Raw genomic sequence first — 15518 nt, forward strand, 5'->3', positions numbered from 1 at the left:
CCGACGCGGTAGTCTCAGTTCGGCAGGGAATGGGAAAATGTGCGCTGCAAGCCAGTGCAGTTCGCATGGCTCCAGAAGCAGGATGTTGAGGGCACCACGATCTCAGGCGACGGGCAAGCGCATGGACCCGAATGCTTACGACGAAAATGGACATACGCCACTCATGAGGGCCGCCATGAAAGGCGATCTGCAGGAGGTCGAGCGACTCCTCGACGTTGGCGCCAACTCGCAGTTAAAGGACGCCAATTGGGAGACATCAAATGCGGAGGACTATGCCGCGCGCCGCGCGGCGGTAAGTGACGTTCATCGGCGAATCAGGGATCGATTGGCCGATGCTAGGGAGAAGGCTGCTACTAATCTGAAACCCGAAGATCCCTTTGCTGGTGCAGCCGGCGCGAATTCATTGTCAAATGATAAGTATACGCCGTGGCCTTATGAGACGGTCCTTTCCATTTCCGGCAACTGCGTAACTCGAGTTCGATCTTCGGTATTCTACTTCTCAGCTGCCCTTACTCTCGCTCTCGGAGTCTATTTGATATCCGAGGCAATCATGTTTGGCGGGTTGCTTGTAATGACGATCGCTCCGTGCCTGGGTCTCTACCCGTTGGTGAGGTTTCTTTTCGGGGGCAAAGACAGCGTCGGCGCTGCTGTTACAACAGTAGTTGTTGAGGAGTATCTCAAATCCGAGTTGAAAAGCCGGGCTGAAAAGTCGTCGCGAAGAAAACGCTAGCGGCAAAATCTTGAGCGCTCGGAAGGCGATGGATCCAGTTGATGGAGAGGCCCCAAATACAATGTTTTCAAACGCGGTGTACTGGGCTGGCGCAGGCATTTTTCTCGCGCTTGTCGCAGGCAAGTTCTACATCTGGATGCGTTCAGGCTATTTCCCTATGCCGACACTCGGAGACGGGCTGGCGTACTTTGGCTACAGCTACCCAGGCGCCAACGACCCAGCCGATTGGCATGGCCTCGCGGCGGTTGGTCGTTGGATCCTGAGCATTCCGCTGATGGTTGCTGTGGCCGCCGCAGGGCTCGTCGCCGGATTTTTCGCGGAGGTTCTGGAAGACGCCGCTTAAACGACTCATGGCTGTTCGCATACGGGAAAAAATTGCATAGAAACCTCGTAGACCATTGGTGGCCCAACTCCTCTGCCACTCGAAACCGCGCGCTCCAGTCCAGTTGGGTGCAGTCGGCGAACATCAGGCGATTGGCGAACAGCACCTGAGCGCCGCTGCACCTTCCTCAGCCAACGCTGCGGACACCTCCACCTCGTTGCCGTAGGGAGTTACATTTGGGGCAATAGCGGGGATGGTGCCCAAAGTATGCGTGACGATGTTCTCATGTTTGACACACAGGCAGTGAGTTACGGTTTACCGACTAGTATCGCTTTTTTGAAGGCTTGGGACCATGTCTGATTTTATAGAAAATATCGGTTTTGGCATCGCAGTAGCTGGACTCTGCGCCTTGTTTTACCAATCCTATCTCTGGCTGCAGCAAGGCTATTGGATACCAATATCGAACGACGAGGTGTTTCTTTATTTTGATATCACTTTTTCATGGCCGTACACCGCGGAGAACTGGCACGGAGTCGCTTCCGTGATGAGATGGTTATTGGACCAACAGTTTTCTTTTACAGCGGTATTTGGCGGAGGTTCCCTAGTAGTAATTTGTGCCGCTTTTGAGTCTTTGTCTGAGATTAATCGCTAGATTCCTCGCTGCAGATCACGGCAAAAATAACCCGCCACCAGGGCGGGCAATGGAGGAGTGGCACTACAAACCTACTGCTCCGCCACCCAGAACCGCGCGCTGCGGTCCAGCTGGGTGCCGTCGGCGAAGGTCACGCGGTTGGTGAACAGCACCAAGCGCGCGGCTAGGGCCTCCTCGGCGGACTCCGCTGACACCTCAACCTGGTTCGCGTGGGCGTACTCCGTTTGGTCCACATCGTACACGGTCACATCCGTGCGTGTGTCGTGTGCCGTCCAGCCGTCGGGCAACCGCCACTCGCTGGCCTGAATGGCACCATGGCGGGCCACAGACTCCGCCCAGCTGATGCTCACCCACTCGCGGTTGTCCGGATCCCACCGCACCGGGTCCTGCGGGGCTTCCCTGCCCTCGTGAATCAGCGCCGACATTACGGCGCAGCCGGTGCGGCGACGCGCACGCCCCAGGTGCCCACGGTGACGGTGCCGCCGGCGGTGAGCATCTGCGGGTCGCAGACGGTGACGTAGATGTTGTCACCCTCATCGACCACGACGTGATCAGCCTCGCCGCTGGCATCGATTGCCAGGTCCGGCTGCTGGTCCATATCAACCCGCCGACCATCGGGGCTGGCGTTGCTTTTGGCCCAGTCCCCGGCCGTGAGCGTGCCATCCGCCAGTGCGACGTTGCTGAGATCGGCCAGGTTGGTGGGCTCGCCCGCACATACAGTGACACGCACCGTCTCGGCCACACGGTCCAGCGTGCCATCCAGGTAATAGTCATCTGCCTTGCGCGCCATCAGCTTTTACCCCGCTTGACGTTGTTGCTACCGATCTCGATATCCCGCGGCTGGATCTTCACCGGCCCGGGCTTGGCCTCCGGCCCCGGCTCCATGCCGTCGACATCCACCCAGCCAGCTTCCCGCCAGCGCAGCACCCTGTCGCCGGAAATGCCGAGCTTCGCCCGGCTGTGGGTGTTGCCGTCTTCGTACTGGCGGTGATCAGCCCGAAAGTCGATCTTCACCGTGAACTTGTCTGCTACGTCGTCGGCCATTGGCCCCTCCTAGTGCTTCACGGCCACGATCCGCGCAGATGGCATCACCACCATCAGCCGCTCGTGGCCCTGGACGATCATGAGCCGACCGGCGCGGAATACGCCGTCGGGGAATGGCACCTGCTGCGCCAGGTGCGCATGCAGTGCATCGCTGACAACCAGTACGGCGTCCGCGATGAGATCCGGCGACAGGCTGCCGTGCTGATGCAGCGCATCGCGCACCGCCAGCACGTCGGCACCGGTGAGCATGGGCGCGGTGCTTGCCTGCCCGTGCGCAGCATCCAGCGGCTGCAGCACGACGGATAGCGACAGCGCGGGCTCTGTGCTGCTCACCCCATGCGCGGTGTCATGGACTGCGATGACGTGCGCCTGCGTCAGTGGTGCCGCCTCGGCGGCTTGCGCGTGCACCGCATCGGCTACGTTGATGATGCCGGCAACACCCAGGGTGACCGCTGTCGCGTAGTGACCGTGGTCGCCATCGTCGACGCCGAGGACGTAGCTCTGCGTGAGCGGCACGCCCAGGGCGGTGTGCGTCTGCACTGCATCGGCAACGGCGAGCTGCGCGGCTTGCGAGAGCGATGCGACCGTGGAGGCCTGCGCGTGGGCGGTGTCGTTGACAGCCAGGACGGCGGCCTGCGTCAGCGCCGGTGCGGTGGCTGACTTCGCGTGTGCCGTGCTGGCTGCGGTGAGCACAACGGCCTGCGTGAGGTCGACGGCCTGGCTCGTCTGCGCGTGGTCGGTGCTGCCCGGCTGGAGCTGGCTGGCTTGTGTGAGCGCGGCGGCTTCGCTGGTCTGGCCGTGGGCGGCTGAGGCGACGCTGAGTGCAAGCACCTCTTCGGCGCCCGTCTGCACGTAAAAGCCATCAACGTAATAGCTTTCCACATACGCAGGCATCAACCGCCCTCCAGCTGCTCAACTCGCAACCTAAGGGCTTCGATGTGCTCCCAGAGCGCAAGGAAATTGTCGTCCACCTCTTCCGCTGCAAGCCGGTTTTCCGGCACATCTTCGGACGGCTTTGTTATCCAGTCTGGGTGTTGCAGCGTCCTGAGAGTCTTGATTCTCGGAGGGGATTCCAGGCTAGCCAGTAGCTGATCAAACAAGAACTGGTGACCAGCCGCGTTCGGATGCACACCATCACCGGAGTCATACTCAGACTTGAACGTGCCGTCTGTGTCCGCCAGCTCGTCGTAGATCTGCACCGCACGCGGGCCGAACTCTGTGCTGATTGCCACGGCCCCGGCCGCCAGCTTGTCCCGCGCTTCCTGGTTGAAGTTACGTGGTTGCGTTTCAAAAAACCGGTAATCGACTTCCGCAGCCACGCACGCGTCCCGGATGGCGCGTGCGACGTCCATGTACTGCTCGACCGTGCCATCGGCTCCGCTGGGGTTAGCCCAGTTGCTGGGGAAGTTGACAACAATCAGGTCTGCACCCGCAGCAATAGCCGCCGTGACGTTTGCGGTCGTGTTAACTGCCGACCAGCCAGACAGCACTGAATAGCCGTCCGGGGCCGAGTAAGTAATTGTCTCCCCGCTGCTCGCGAAGTTCGTTACAGCATATTCCTCTTCCGCCGCCAACAATTCGGGCCAGGACTCCCCGGTAGCGACAGAGTTGCCGTCCGCAGTAGAAGAGCCCAACACGTAGACGCTTTTAACCGTTGGCTCGGGGTCCGGGTCGGGGTCGTCAACCGGGTCGCCAACAGGCCCAAGGTCCGGGGCGTAGCTCACGTAATCAACGAACGTATTGCCAATGGTGCTGCTAACGCCCCACACGACCATGGCGTAGCGTCCTGCCACCTGCACCCCCGCCGAATCCTCACGGGTGCGCTGCGCTATGAATTCGTTGTTGTCCGCCCGGAAGATGTCCGCCGTGAATACTGTGGGGTTGGCGCCGCGTATGCGGATGCGGATGCGCAGATCGATTCTGCTCGGCAAGGTGACATTGTCAATGGATACGTTGGTGGAGCTGTTTTCTACCGTGCGCCACCAGTCGCAACGCAACTCGGTGTCGCCTGCGTACGAAAACCCTATTAGCCAGAAACTGTTCTCATCCTCCTTGCCAGTGTTGATCAAGTCAGTAGCTTGATGCCGTGCAGCCACTCCAAAATTAACGCTATCGTCGCTCGTGGCTTTTAGAACAAATTCATAGTCCTGATCAAGCGATTGCTCGGCTGCCGGACGAAACAGAAAATGCGACCGGGCCTGTGAGAATCCACTAGGAGTGCTGCTCGTGTTCGCAGAGCGCAGGCGGGCGGCCTCGATACTGAATATATTGCCGAGGTTATCGACCCAATCGTTACCGACTGTGCTGCTATCCGGGCGATCAAATAAATCGATAAATGGCATGGGCTAGACCCCCCGCTGCGTACAATCGCCGCCCATGCCAGACACACGCGTATTGGTCGCCCGCGCCTGCATCTGTGCCATGGCGTCCTCGGCCTGCGCCTGGGACTCGAACTCGGCCATCACTGTGAGTCGGTAGACCGGCATCAATCCTCCAGCCGGAACGTCACGACGTTCGTCGGGCTGCCGGGCGGGGCCTGCTCGCGGGTGAGCTCTAGTTCTTCCGCGCTGTAGTTGCTCGTGAGCCCGTCTGTGTCCGTTGCCGTCATGCGGCAGTAGTACGTGCCGGGCTCGGGAAGGAACTCCACCAGGTCGGCATCGTGCTCGCCTTCGTCGGAGAGGCCGGGGATCTGGTAGCTGGCGGCGTCATACGGGCCGCCCTCCTCCGTGCCACAGAGCAGCGTGTAATGGCTCACCTCGGTGGCGCGGTCGAGCGGCGTGCCGTCCATCCGCGTGTCGGGGCCATCCCACGCGATGGGGATGACAGGCGGCTCCCAGTCGGTGGGCTGGCCGGCATGCGCCAAAGCGATCGCCGCGAAGGCGAAGCAGGCGGCGATCAAAATGCGATACAGAATACCCATCATGCGGTGGCCTCCAGGGGCTGTGTGGTGGCGGCGTGTTGCCGTGCAATGCGGGATGCGATGCGCGAAACCTTGTCGGCGTGGTCATACCAGGCGTGGCCGACGCCGCGCAGCTCGACGTTGCGCACGCGGGGGTCGTCGCCCTGGTAGCCGTGGCGGCCCATGTCGGCGCGCCAGTACAGGTGCGGCCGCCGCCAGCGCCACGGGGCGAGCCTGGTGACCGCGCCGTAGCAGCGCCCGGCGGTGATGGCCCGGTCGCTGCGGTCGTGGTAGACGGTGGCCTTCTGCACTTGCCCAGGGATTTCGTGGCGGCCGTTGAGCGGCACTGAGATCAGGTGCAGATTGCGCACCGGCGCGCCCAGCTCCGCGACCTGGATGGCCGTGACGCCACCGTTGGAAAAGCCCACCAGGTCGACCGGCCCGCCCAGCGCATCGACTACTGCCATGACGGTGTTGATGGCCGTGCGGTTGCTGAGCGGCAGCAGGATCGAGTAACCGGCGATGTGGGCGTCCAGCCCATGCCAGCGCAGCGCATCCCGCAGCCCACCCAGCTGGCGCTCGCCACGGTGCCAAGCGCGAATACCGGGGATCAGGACGACAGGCACGCTCATGCGCGGCTACCGCAAGTAGGGCCGAGCGCCGCGGGCGAAGCTATCGAGCAGCGCATGGACGTTGGCCACGGCATCATCGCTCAGCTCACCAGCCGCGCGGGCTCGCTCGATGTCCTCGCGGAACAGCAGGTAAAGGTCGCGGATCAGCTGCTCGTCGGCGGGCGAGAGGCGATGCCAGGGAATTTGCCGATCGGCCTCCGCAATCAGCTCATCCATCGTGAGCGTGTCGGCGGCATCGACGTAATCACGCAGGCGTTCGATGGCACCGATCGTTTCAGCTGCGCGGACCGCCTGGTCGCTGCCGGCGTCGACAAAGCGCGCCGAGGATTGCGAGGCGAGGAGCTGCAGGCCGAGGGAATCGCGATCGAGGCGCTCGGCCACGGTGTTGAGCGCGGCGCAGCCGGCAAGCGCTAGCAGCACAACCACCAGGGCCATGCTGGCAAGGATTCGTTGCAGGGTGACAGGCATGGCGCCCTCCGCTGGTCACAGGTTTGCGGGGCTTACCTGTGGGACGGTAGCGGGGGCGGTGTCTCATTTCGGCAGGGAATGGGATTTTATGGTACGCCATTGACGCATGTACGCCACGGACGTACCATGGCCGTCCATGATCTTTGTAGAGACCATCATTTTCACGAGGCAAATAGATCGGCTGTTGAGCCATGACGAATATTTGGCGCTTCAGCAACGTCTAGCAGAAACGCCGGAGGTGGGTCCGGTCATTCCCGGTACCGGCGGGCTTCGAAAAACAAGATGGCGGGGTATCGGGAAAGGTACACGCGGAGGTATTCGCGTTATCTACTATCACTTTGCCGCAGCCAATCAGATTCGGCTGCTTTTGGCTTACGCTAAAGCCAGCCAAGAAAACTTGACAGAAGATCAGAAAAAAATAATCCGCCAATTGAACGAAGAGTGGAGGTAATCAGGCCGGATCAGGAGGAAGCCACTTTGGATAAAGAGCTGTTCGACAATCTCGTCGAGAGCATGCAGCAAATGAATGAGATCAGTCGAGGTGAACGAGAACCGTCGAGAGAGTTCACTGTTGATGCCCTAGCTGTGAAGAACATACGCAAAAGCACGAGACTTTCTCAGCAGCGGTTCGCACGCGTCATACAAGTCGAGGTAGGGACGCTTCGAAACTGGGAACAAGGAAGGCGGGAGCCCACTGGGCCAGCAAAGGCGTTACTGAAGGCAATCGCCAAAGACCCTGAGCATGTACTGAAAGCCCTGTCTTCGTGAACCGACGCGCTATTGGAAGGATTCCGATAGCGCGTTTTGCTTTGCCTTGGACAGCGATTTCACGTCGACAAGATCCGATACAACGTACTACGGCTAATCCCCCACCGCCTACACACCTCGCGGTGGTTCCGCCCATCGAACTCCCGCCGGACCTGGCGGTTCCGCGCCGCCTTGCGGTCCAGGCCGCCGTGCATCAGGTCCAGCCGCGTCTGCACGCTGCCGGCGAGCAGCTTGGCCACATCGGGCGACACCCCCAGCCGCACGGCATTCGCCACGATCTCCGACCGCAGCTCGCGCAGCAGACGCTCCTGCTTCAGGTCAGCCATGGGTCCTCCGCGTCGTAGAAGGTGGTAGTGTCATCCTGCCGGGCAGGCTTCTCAGCTTTGGCCGACGAGTTGGCCGCCTCCTGCTTCACCCGCTGGTACTCGCCCGCCGACAGCGTGACGAACCGCCCTGCCTTCGCCTCGGCATCGAGGTCCACGCCGCTCAGCCGGCAGGCCGCAAGCGCGTAGATCAGACAATCGAGGGCCTCGTTGCGGGCGCGAAACTTCCGCCACTCCAGCACGGTGCGCCCGCGCTGGCGGCGTGGGACCAGCTTCTCGGCGCCGAGCTGCGCGAAGTACTCGTCATCGAATGCAGGGTGGTTGGCGAAATGGATGTAACCCGGGCACGCGCCCTGCGCTGCGGGCAACTTCAGGCGGGCGTAGAGGATGCTTTTCGCGGTGTCGACACCGATGGGCTCGATTGGCACGCCACGCTTGCGACGGTACCGCCGGCGCTGCCGTCGCCGGCGCTCGTCTTCGACCAGGGGGCGGTTCATGCCGAAGATGCCTTTGATGGCCCACGCGTAAGGCCTACCATCCACCGCGGCATAGACGGCGTCGGCGTTGTAGCCGCTGTCCACGCAGTAGTACTGCACGCCGTTGTCTTCCAGCGCGGGGTCGAGTTCCAGCCACGCGCCCTCGCCGTACTCCGCGGTCTCGCCGGGCAGGATAAGGTGATCCAGCAGCCAGGCCTCCTCGCCTGCGCCAAAGCCGGTGATGGTGACCTCCAGTCGGTCCTTCTGCACGTCGACACCGGCGGTCACCAGCACAATGGGCAGCTCGTCACGCTGGTAATTCTCCAGCCGCGTCATCAGCTGCAGGTCGTCGATGCTGTCACCCTGCTCTGTCCAGACCTCGCCGTCGTAGGTGTTGACGATGGTCTGCATGGCCGCATCGTCGCCCTCGGCATCGAGGGCATCCTGGGCGATCTGCTTCCAGGTCAGGCCGAGGCCAAGCGGCGTATACAGCGAGTTGGCCGTGTAGCCACGGTGATGCTTGATGTGCGGGCGCTTCGGCACCCATCTGGCGTTGGCCAACAGCGGCGGCTTCTCTGCCTCGCGGATCTCTCCGCCACATTCGGGGCAATTCACCCAGGCATCGGTGACTAGCTCGGCCTGACCGCTGTCGCCCTCGCGCGGCGGCGCCGTCTTCCAGTTGAGGTGCTTCTTCCGCTGCATGTAGAAGCTGTGATCACAGTGCGGGCAGGCAACGTGTGGCGTGCGCTGGTCGGATCGCTGGTAGCCGCGGTCGATGCGGCAGGCGCCCTCGATGGTGGGCGTTGAGCAGTTGTAGGTTTTCGCCCGCGTGAAGGTGCGCTGGCGGTTGGCGATGAGGCGATCGGGGTCACCCTCGCCGCCGACGTCCCAGGGAAACGCGCTGGCCTCGTCTTTCGCCACGTAGGGAATGTGGGAGCTGCGCAGGCTGTCTGCGCTGTTGGCGCCGGCCTTGATGATCCGCGCCCGAGCGCCGTACTCCAGCAGGTCGTCGCGGTTGGTCTTGTTGCGGCTGGCGGTGCTCACCAGATCTTTCAAAACCGTGGTTTCGTTGATGACCTTGCGCAGCCGCGGATTGAACTCCCGATCGCGCAGCTCCAGCGTCGGCACCACCAGCAGCAGATCCTTGTTCTGCAGGTGGTGCATGATGTAGCCGATCCAGTTGTACAGCACCTCGGTCCCGCCGATACCCGACGGCTTTTTGAACGTCACCTCCCGCACAGGGCTGTGTTCGCTCAGGCTGTCCATGATTTCGCGCAGCAGCGGGTTGCGGTCTGTGTCCCACTGCCCTGGTGCGTTCGTGCCGCTCTCAAGCCAGCGGTGCCGGTCCGCCCACTGGCTGACGGTGAGCAGCCCGCGCGGCTTCACGCCCTTCTGCACTGCCTCGCCGACCAGGGGCAGCACGTCCTGCGTGGCGGCACTGACGCTCTCCCCCACCTCGCGCAGCACGTCATGGATAACCTCGGACAGCGCATGGTGGATGGCTGTTTCGTCTTCCATGCCCGCGATCGCGGTCACCAGGCGGTCGTCCAGGTTGGCGAGCCCCTGCAGCAGTGCGTGGTGGGCGGCGGCCTCGGCGGCGTACAGCTCGTCAGCCAGGCAGGTCTCGGCCACCGCGGCTTCGTACTCCTCCTGGGCCTGCTCCGCCTTCAGGCGTTCGCGTTCGGCCTGCAGGTCGGTGAGTGTGTACTGCTCTGCGGCACTCATCGCGCGCCACCCCGCTCGCGCAGCCGCCGCACCGCACGCAGCCGCTCGGCTTTGTGCGCGCGGGTCACGCGCCGCACCTGCTTGGCCAGGATCGCCGCACGGGCCTCACTGTCCGCCAGGCAGAGCCGCGGCGCGGTCTCGTCCACCAGGCGCTCCAGGGCAGCCCTGAGAGCGCTGCCGATGGTCAGCGCCTCGCGCTGGACGTCCTGCACGCGATAGCGCTTGTGCCGCCGCAGAGCGCCCTCGAGCTTGGCAAGCTGGTTGTCGTAGTACAGCTGGGCGCGCTTATGCTGCCGCCGCAGCTCGCTCTGCCCGTCGTCAGCGATTGCGGGCGGTTGCCCGTGGGGTTGCGTCCCCTGCAACCCGGTCACCGTCGCCGCTGGCAACGCCGCACCGCGGGCCTCAGCATGACGCTCAGCGACGTCTACCCTGCCCCCAGCCGTGCCGTGATAGCGGGCCAGGCTCTCGTCGACCAACACGCGCCCATGGCCATCCAGCACCAGGCGACCGGCCTGCTTGGCCCGCGTGACCGTGGACTTGTTCACGCCGAGCATGTCGGCGAATGCTTTCTGCGACACCGCCCTGCTCATGCCAACCCCCAAAGAAAAACCAGGCCGGAGGCCGATGGAACAGCATGGAACAGGGTATGGAACACCCTTTGCCTTTCTAACTCCCTGATTTTTCTAAAATGGAACAGATGGAACACATGGAACAGGGGGGGCGCGCATACGCGAGGCACACATGCGCACGTGTGTACGCGTTTTCTACATGTACGCACGTGCGCGCGGGGGTGTTCCATCTGTTCCATCTGTTCCATTGCTTTCGAATCAATCAGTTGCAAGTGACTGCCCCTGTTCCATCCGCTGTTCCATGTGTTCCATCGCTGGTCGCATCAGTCCGGCCCCGGCTCTTCCAGGCTGCGCTGGAAGGCGAAAAAACAGTCCGTGAGCCACACCTGCAGCGTTTCATCCGCCGGTTTGGCCTTGCGCGCCTTCTCCAGCACCTCCGGCGGCGGTATCACCATGCGCTGCTTGCGCGGCGAGCCGGCGTAGTGCAGATCCTCATAGATGTACTTCGGCGCACTACTCCACCCATTCAGCTTTTTGAGGCGCCCCAGGAACTGGTTCGACTCACGCGGGAAGCGCACGCCGTTCGCGCGGCACCATCGCTGGTAGGCGGTGTAGAGGTGTTTGCTGCCGCATGGGCCGATGGGGTGATCCAGCTCGCCGGCGGTCCACTCATCGAGGAAGCGATCCTCGCTCGGCTTGCTGAGCTGGATGAGGTCGCGTTTCGATTGCGTCATCGGTGGCCGCTTTTTGGGGTGCCACCCTTCCAGGTTGACGTTCAGCAGGTAGTTATAGAGCGCTGGCACGCCGCCGTTCTCGATCTCAAGCCAGAGCTCGTCGTACCACTCTTCCTTGAGCTGCGGCGGTGTCCAGACGACCAGGTGGCGACGATCATCATTCTCGATGGGCAGCGGCTGGCCTTCATTGGACAGGTACGCAATGTTGATCTGGTTTCGCTGTCGGTACGCCGTCATGTGCATAGGGCGCACGCGCACCCAGTCACCGGTCACCAGCTCCTTGAGCTCATTCTTGATGTGCCACATCTCCTGCCTGGTCACGACCTCCTCGGCCAGCAGGAACAGCTTCGACTCCACCCAGTCCTGATTGAACTTGTCCTCGAGGCCTCGCTGGTTCAGCACGGTCGAGTAATCGCCGTAGATCTGCGCCAGCGCCTGGAACACCGCCGACTTCCCCGTTCCCTGCGGCCCGTGCATGATCACCGCGCTGGACATTTTCGCGCCCGGATTCTGCAGCGGGTAAGCCATCCAACAGATCAGCCAGTCATAGACTTCCTGCGAGTTTTCCTCAGCGCTGCAGAGGTACTCGAGCATTGCCAGGATCGTCTCGCAGTTACCCTGCTTCGGCTCCATCGCCCAGCCTTTCCAGGTGTTGAGCCGCACCGCCGCATCCTTACCCGACGGATCGAATCCGACCTCATCCAGGTAATACGCCCCGCGGTGGATCCAGGTGGGATGGCGTTTCACATCTGCGAGCTTCGAGTCCGCCGGCAGCAGCGCCAGCATCTGATCCTTGTGCGCGATCTTCCGCGTCCACGTGTCGAAGACGAACTTCCCCGTTCCGTCATCGAGCGGCAGGAATCGCTCCACCGCATCATCGACAGACATCACGGACTGCGCCGCACGTCTCCCCCCCGCTCCCCGTTGAGGGTTCCCCGCGCCGGTGGCGCCACCTGCAACTGACTGCCACCCTGCACGCTGGATGGCCTCCTCCACCTGAACCCGGACGGAGGCCAGGCCACCATCCGGAAAGTGATAAAGGTCGTTGAAGTCGGTGAGCTTCTTCCGCTCGCGGTCACCAGGGAACGTGGGCGCAACCCACGCGCCAGACACCGCCACCGCCGCGGCCCTCGCCGCGGTGATGCCCGGGTTCACCTGGCCGTGGGGTTCGTCGCAGTGCTCGCACACAGTCGAGTCAACCAGGGTCGGCTGCTTGCACGCGCGGCACTTCTGGATGTAGTCATCATCGGCGCAGACGAGGATCCGCGCCCCTCGATAAGCCCGGCGCAGCTCCACCGCCACCGGCTGCAGATTGTTCGCCGCGAACGCCACCGCCACCGGCAGCCCCGTCGCCTCATGCAGTGTCGCCCCAGTGGCAAACCCTTCCACCACTAGGCAGATGCCGCCAGCTGTCGGACTCCCGATCTGGAACCACTTGCCGGCGATCTCGGCACCCTTTGGCCAGTACTGCTTTTCCAGCTTCCCGCCGCGGTTCTTCCCGCGAATGACCTGCAGGCAGAACACCCGTCCCGGGGCGTCCATGGCGGGGATCGCAATGGTGCCCGATCCGTTGGGAGCAAAGCGGACGCCATGAGCGCCCACGCGCTTGCGCTCCAGGTAGTCGCTGGTGCCCTCGGGCGTGTAGTGCCGCCAGGCGTTGGCCGCTCGGCGAGCTGCGCGCTTGATCTCCGCCTCGCGCTCGGCTTTCGCCCGCCTGGCATTCTCTCGATGGCGCTCCGCGATCGCCTTCTTGTCGGCATCGGTGAGCGCCGGCCCCTTCCGGTTAAGCTTGACCTTGTACTTGTTGTGGTCGTTTCCCTGCCAGTAGCCAAAGGAGCCGACGATGTACAGCCCCTCCCCACCGGCCTGGCGCGGCAGGCGGAAGTCGGTCAACCAGTACCAGCCTCGCTTCTCGCGGCCGCCGCCCTCGACATAGCACCGGACCGGCTTCGCGGAGTTGACCTGCAGGGAGTCCACTCGCAGCCCCAGCGACTGGACCTGCGCCAGCACGTCATCGTGGTTCTCCCACATCAGGCCGGCACTCCATGGCCAACCAGGCAGTTGCCTTTATCCAGAGCCCAGCCCCTAGCGGAATTTCGCGCCATTAACCCCCGCAAGTTCACCAGGTCCAGGAAGGACCCGTGACCGGATTGCAACGCAGGTTGATGCCCGTGGAGCTCGCCGCACGCAACTCGCGCAACAGACAGGCACGACCTGGTCACCCTGGGGGCGCGGGGCTGGTGGTGAAAACATAGTGAGGCCATGGATGTCAGCGGCTGGCCGATAGACTGGATCTGCTCTCTTCAATCTCCGCGCAAGGCACGCAGCGCTGGCAGCCTGGGAGCGCGGTGCGTCTCGCTTTCGGTATGGGCTCACCGCAGTCAACGCACTCCATGGCAGAATGCTCACCGGCAGTGGCGAGCCGTGCCCGCGCGCGCTGCGCCTCGAGGTGCCGCGCCAGTTCTCGCTCGGTGTAGTCGGTCGCGATATCGCAAGCGTCTGCCATTACTTCCCCCTGGAGTGGCTGGTGGATAAGGCTTTACGGACCAGTACGGCCCAGGCATGGACGGCGCGGCGTTTGCTCTTGGCATCGGCATCAGCGATGCGGCGCGCCTGGTGTAGTGCTGCGTGAAAGGCCGGCGTCATCGCTCCAGCTCCTTCAGTGCCTGCTCTATTCGAGGAAGCAACTCGCACAATGTGTCTGCTGCCTGCCGCTTCCTCCGTTTTGGGTCCTCAAGGAATCTCTCAACGAGCCAGTAGACTGGGCGCCGATCCTGTGTCGCACCAATGAGTTCCGGAAGGCGATCCAGAGGGAAGTTCCTGTTGTCGTCAGGGTTATCCGCCAGCATGCGCGACAGCAGACTGGGCGACATGTCCAGATCTGCCGCAATGGCCTTGAATTGCCGACCACACCCGTAGACTGCAGCCCTAACCACGTCTCGGTATTGCGGGAACTGATCCAAAAGCCCGCCCTCGAAGGACAGCTCCATCTGCTTCTCAGCCATAAACCAGGCCCTCGGAAACTGACGGGAACGGAGTTTCCTGAAGTTTCCGGTCCCGAATCAGGCATAAAAAAAAGGCCGAACCACGAGTGGTAGCCAGTCGATTCAAAACAGGGAGCACCGCCTTCATGTCACGCAGCGTCCTCTGCAAACAGATCCGCCAGGTCTGGGCGAAGCTGAGCCGCGGTCACGCTGCCGCCGGACTCTCGCGCGAGCCGCTGTGCGAAACGTGGCCCGGCCTGCCGATGCCCGTTGAACACCTGCGAGAGATAGGCGACCGACGTCTCGCACTTACTGGCGAGATCCTTCTTCTCAACAGGGCTGAGGTTGCCCCAGTAGTGTTTGATGGCGTACATGAAGCAAGAGACTAGCTATTTGCTATTCACAACACAAGAGCTAAACGCTAGTCGCCACGTGCAATAGCACGTTGCTACTGTCGAACTAATATGGCGACAACGATTTCAGAAGTCCGGCGGGAGCGCTTTTCGCGGCTCGCCGAGGGCATGACTCAAGCCGAGCTGGCCGAGACGCTCGACCTTGCGCCCTCCTATGTCTGGCAGATGCTCAATGGGAAAAGGAACATCGGGAACAAGACGGCGCGAAAGATCGAGCAGCGGCTAGGCTTACCTACGGGCCACCTGGATGGCCTGAACACAAACTCCGCAGGGACCTCCAAGGACGATCCGGGACTGTATGCCCAGGGATCGGCGACACTTAGGCGGGCGAAGCCATCGCCCAGGAAGGTTCCCGTTATCAGCTACATCCAGGCTGGCTCACCGAAAGAAGTTCTTGATGACCACGAGCCCGGGAACGGGTTCGAGTACCTCTCCGTCGATGATGAGCTGGCTGAAGCGTTGGGGCCACATGCCTTTGCCCTGATCGTCGAAGGCCTCAGCATGGCAGACGAATTCAAGCCAGGAGATCGGATTATCGTAGACCCGAGCGCTGCTTTAAGACCTGGCGATATCGTGGTTGCCAAGCTGGAGGCGGATGAAGCAGCCACGCTGAAAAAGTATCGCGCAAGAGGTAACGACACCAACGGTGAACCGATCTTCGAACTGGTGCCTCTGAACGATGATTACGCCACTGTCGTCGTCGACGCGGACAATCCGGCCCAGATAATTGGCCCAGTGGTAGAGCACAGGAGAAAGTTGCGCAGATAGAAGCGTTAAGG

The 15518-nt window shown here is 62.4% G+C and carries 22 protein-coding genes; 6 read left to right on the forward strand and 16 right to left on the reverse strand.

The features are described 5' to 3' along the window. The first annotated feature begins 121 nt into the window (after nt 1-121). The 3 genes from J2T57_RS12890 to J2T57_RS12900 all read left to right on the forward strand — a co-directional run bounded on the left by J2T57_RS12890 (nt 122) and on the right by J2T57_RS12900 (nt 1704). Nucleotides 122-730: an ankyrin repeat domain-containing protein gene (locus J2T57_RS12890; protein WP_366519101.1), complete on the forward strand. Its 609-nt coding sequence runs from the start codon at nt 122-124 to the stop codon at nt 728-730. A gap of 28 nt (nt 731-758) precedes the next feature. After that, complete coding sequence (locus tag J2T57_RS12895) at nt 759-1073, forward strand: hypothetical protein (RefSeq protein ID WP_253478928.1); 315 nt, start codon at nt 759-761, stop codon at nt 1071-1073. 331 nt (nt 1074-1404) lie between these two features. After that, the gene (locus J2T57_RS12900) at nt 1405-1704 is read left to right on the forward strand and encodes a hypothetical protein (RefSeq protein ID WP_253478930.1); all 300 of its coding nucleotides are present in this window, start codon (nt 1405-1407) and stop codon (nt 1702-1704) included. Nucleotides 1705-1775: 71 nt separating this feature from the next. Here J2T57_RS12900 and J2T57_RS12905 read toward each other — a convergent pair whose 3' ends face one another. From J2T57_RS12905 to J2T57_RS12945, 9 genes are read right to left on the reverse strand one after another with little or no spacing between them, the layout of a single operon-like run. Continuing rightward, the gene (locus tag J2T57_RS12905; RefSeq protein WP_253478932.1) at nt 1776-2129 is read right to left on the reverse strand and encodes a hypothetical protein; all 354 of its coding nucleotides are present in this window, start codon (nt 2127-2129) and stop codon (nt 1776-1778) included. Beyond that, nucleotides 2129-2494, reverse strand: a complete 366-nt coding sequence (locus J2T57_RS12910; protein WP_253478934.1) for a hypothetical protein — start codon at nt 2492-2494, stop codon at nt 2129-2131. Before J2T57_RS12910 ends, J2T57_RS12905 begins: the two co-directional genes overlap by 1 nt. Beyond that, nucleotides 2494-2748 carry a hypothetical protein gene (locus J2T57_RS12915; protein ID WP_253478936.1) on the reverse strand — a complete coding sequence of 85 codons (255 nt, stop codon included), beginning with the start codon at nt 2746-2748 and terminating at the stop codon, nt 2494-2496. Before J2T57_RS12915 ends, J2T57_RS12910 begins: the two co-directional genes overlap by 1 nt. A 9-nt stretch (nt 2749-2757) precedes the next feature. Further along, entirely contained in the window at nt 2758-3642 is an 885-nt protein-coding gene (locus J2T57_RS12920; protein ID WP_253478938.1) for a hypothetical protein, read from the reverse strand. After that, the gene (locus J2T57_RS12925) at nt 3642-5090 is read right to left on the reverse strand and encodes an SGNH/GDSL hydrolase family protein (RefSeq protein ID WP_253478940.1); all 1449 of its coding nucleotides are present in this window, start codon (nt 5088-5090) and stop codon (nt 3642-3644) included. Before J2T57_RS12925 ends, J2T57_RS12920 begins: the two co-directional genes overlap by 1 nt. 3 nt (nt 5091-5093) lie before the next feature. Further along, nucleotides 5094-5234, reverse strand: a complete 141-nt coding sequence (locus J2T57_RS12930; RefSeq protein WP_253478942.1) for a hypothetical protein — start codon at nt 5232-5234, stop codon at nt 5094-5096. Then, nucleotides 5234-5671 (reverse strand): hypothetical protein, encoded by a 438-nt coding sequence (locus tag J2T57_RS12935; RefSeq protein WP_253478944.1) that lies wholly within the window; start codon nt 5669-5671, stop codon nt 5234-5236. Before J2T57_RS12935 ends, J2T57_RS12930 begins: the two co-directional genes overlap by 1 nt. After that, nucleotides 5668-6279, reverse strand: coding sequence for an alpha/beta fold hydrolase (locus J2T57_RS12940; RefSeq protein ID WP_253478946.1), 612 nt, complete (start codon nt 6277-6279; stop codon nt 5668-5670). Before J2T57_RS12940 ends, J2T57_RS12935 begins: the two co-directional genes overlap by 4 nt. 6 nt (nt 6280-6285) lie before the next feature. After that, a complete protein-coding gene (locus J2T57_RS12945; protein WP_253478948.1) occupies nt 6286-6747 on the reverse strand; it encodes a hypothetical protein in 462 nt (153 codons plus the stop codon). 136 nt (nt 6748-6883) lie between these two features. Here J2T57_RS12945 and J2T57_RS12950 point away from each other — a divergent pair, with 136 nt between their 5' ends. Both J2T57_RS12950 and nadS read left to right on the forward strand, forming a co-directional pair. Then, nucleotides 6884-7198, forward strand: coding sequence for a type II toxin-antitoxin system RelE/ParE family toxin (locus J2T57_RS12950; protein WP_253478950.1), 315 nt, complete (start codon nt 6884-6886; stop codon nt 7196-7198). A 26-nt stretch (nt 7199-7224) separates the two neighbouring features. Next, the gene (gene nadS / locus J2T57_RS12955) at nt 7225-7515 is read left to right on the forward strand and encodes a NadS family protein (RefSeq protein ID WP_253478952.1); all 291 of its coding nucleotides are present in this window, start codon (nt 7225-7227) and stop codon (nt 7513-7515) included. Nucleotides 7516-7574: 59 nt separating this feature from the next. On the opposite strand, the gene J2T57_RS12960 is transcribed toward nadS, so the two are convergent. From J2T57_RS12960 to J2T57_RS12990, 7 genes are all read right to left on the reverse strand, one after another. Then, nucleotides 7575-7841, reverse strand: a complete 267-nt coding sequence (locus J2T57_RS12960) for a Mor transcription activator family protein (protein WP_253478954.1) — start codon at nt 7839-7841, stop codon at nt 7575-7577. After that, entirely contained in the window at nt 7829-10039 is a 2211-nt protein-coding gene (locus tag J2T57_RS12965; protein ID WP_253478957.1) for a phage terminase large subunit family protein, read from the reverse strand. The genes J2T57_RS12960 and J2T57_RS12965 overlap by 13 nt, the downstream gene beginning before the upstream one ends. Then, the gene (locus tag J2T57_RS12970) at nt 10036-10629 is read right to left on the reverse strand and encodes a hypothetical protein (RefSeq protein ID WP_253478959.1); all 594 of its coding nucleotides are present in this window, start codon (nt 10627-10629) and stop codon (nt 10036-10038) included. The genes J2T57_RS12965 and J2T57_RS12970 overlap by 4 nt, the downstream gene beginning before the upstream one ends. Before the next feature lie 302 nt (nt 10630-10931). Next, nucleotides 10932-13373, reverse strand: a complete 2442-nt coding sequence (locus J2T57_RS12975; RefSeq protein ID WP_253478961.1) for a DUF5906 domain-containing protein — start codon at nt 13371-13373, stop codon at nt 10932-10934. A 238-nt stretch (nt 13374-13611) separates the two neighbouring features. Further along, a complete protein-coding gene (locus tag J2T57_RS12980) occupies nt 13612-13848 on the reverse strand; it encodes a TraR/DksA C4-type zinc finger protein (protein WP_253478963.1) in 237 nt (78 codons plus the stop codon). Between the two features lie 136 nt (nt 13849-13984). After that, complete coding sequence (locus J2T57_RS12985; RefSeq protein ID WP_253478965.1) at nt 13985-14347, reverse strand: phage regulatory CII family protein; 363 nt, start codon at nt 14345-14347, stop codon at nt 13985-13987. Nucleotides 14348-14475: 128 nt separating this feature from the next. Beyond that, nucleotides 14476-14700, reverse strand: coding sequence for a helix-turn-helix domain-containing protein (locus J2T57_RS12990; RefSeq protein WP_253478967.1), 225 nt, complete (start codon nt 14698-14700; stop codon nt 14476-14478). Nucleotides 14701-14790: 90 nt separating this feature from the next. On the opposite strand from J2T57_RS12990, the gene J2T57_RS12995 reads away from it, so the two are divergent. After that, entirely contained in the window at nt 14791-15507 is a 717-nt protein-coding gene (locus J2T57_RS12995; protein ID WP_253478969.1) for a LexA family protein, read from the forward strand. Nucleotides 15508-15518 lie beyond the last annotated feature (11 nt).

The sequence above is a fragment of the Natronocella acetinitrilica genome, assembly GCF_024170285.1.
In the GTDB taxonomy this organism is placed as follows: Bacteria; Pseudomonadota; Gammaproteobacteria; order Nitrococcales; family Aquisalimonadaceae; genus Natronocella; species Natronocella acetinitrilica.

Coding starts and splice junctions, on each gene's coding strand:
- J2T57_RS12965 (WP_253478957.1), bottom strand. CDS start 10,039: ATGAGTGCCGCAGAGCAGTACACACTCACCGACCTGCAGGCCGAACGC.
- J2T57_RS12920 (WP_253478938.1), bottom strand. CDS start 3,642: ATGCCTGCGTATGTGGAAAGCTATTACGTTGATGGCTTTTACGTGCAG.
- J2T57_RS12990 (WP_253478967.1), bottom strand. CDS start 14,700: ATGTACGCCATCAAACACTACTGGGGCAACCTCAGCCCTGTTGAGAAG.
- J2T57_RS12945 (WP_253478948.1), bottom strand. CDS start 6,747: ATGCCTGTCACCCTGCAACGAATCCTTGCCAGCATGGCCCTGGTGGTT.
- J2T57_RS12900 (WP_253478930.1), top strand. CDS start 1,405: ATGTCTGATTTTATAGAAAATATCGGTTTTGGCATCGCAGTAGCTGGA.
- J2T57_RS12960 (WP_253478954.1), bottom strand. CDS start 7,841: ATGGCTGACCTGAAGCAGGAGCGTCTGCTGCGCGAGCTGCGGTCGGAG.
- J2T57_RS12915 (WP_253478936.1), bottom strand. CDS start 2,748: ATGGCCGACGACGTAGCAGACAAGTTCACGGTGAAGATCGACTTTCGG.
- J2T57_RS12985 (WP_253478965.1), bottom strand. CDS start 14,347: ATGGCTGAGAAGCAGATGGAGCTGTCCTTCGAGGGCGGGCTTTTGGAT.
- J2T57_RS12980 (WP_253478963.1), bottom strand. CDS start 13,848: ATGGCAGACGCTTGCGATATCGCGACCGACTACACCGAGCGAGAACTG.
- J2T57_RS12890 (WP_366519101.1), top strand. CDS start 122: ATGGACCCGAATGCTTACGACGAAAATGGACATACGCCACTCATGAGG.
- J2T57_RS12975 (WP_253478961.1), bottom strand. CDS start 13,373: ATGTGGGAGAACCACGATGACGTGCTGGCGCAGGTCCAGTCGCTGGGG.
- J2T57_RS12925 (WP_253478940.1), bottom strand. CDS start 5,090: ATGCCATTTATCGATTTATTTGATCGCCCGGATAGCAGCACAGTCGGT.
- J2T57_RS12950 (WP_253478950.1), top strand. CDS start 6,884: ATGATCTTTGTAGAGACCATCATTTTCACGAGGCAAATAGATCGGCTG.
- J2T57_RS12940 (WP_253478946.1), bottom strand. CDS start 6,279: ATGAGCGTGCCTGTCGTCCTGATCCCCGGTATTCGCGCTTGGCACCGT.
- J2T57_RS12995 (WP_253478969.1), top strand. CDS start 14,791: ATGGCGACAACGATTTCAGAAGTCCGGCGGGAGCGCTTTTCGCGGCTC.
- J2T57_RS12895 (WP_253478928.1), top strand. CDS start 759: ATGGATCCAGTTGATGGAGAGGCCCCAAATACAATGTTTTCAAACGCG.
- J2T57_RS12910 (WP_253478934.1), bottom strand. CDS start 2,494: ATGGCGCGCAAGGCAGATGACTATTACCTGGATGGCACGCTGGACCGT.
- J2T57_RS12970 (WP_253478959.1), bottom strand. CDS start 10,629: ATGAGCAGGGCGGTGTCGCAGAAAGCATTCGCCGACATGCTCGGCGTG.
- J2T57_RS12930 (WP_253478942.1), bottom strand. CDS start 5,234: ATGCCGGTCTACCGACTCACAGTGATGGCCGAGTTCGAGTCCCAGGCG.
- J2T57_RS12905 (WP_253478932.1), bottom strand. CDS start 2,129: ATGTCGGCGCTGATTCACGAGGGCAGGGAAGCCCCGCAGGACCCGGTG.
- J2T57_RS12935 (WP_253478944.1), bottom strand. CDS start 5,671: ATGATGGGTATTCTGTATCGCATTTTGATCGCCGCCTGCTTCGCCTTC.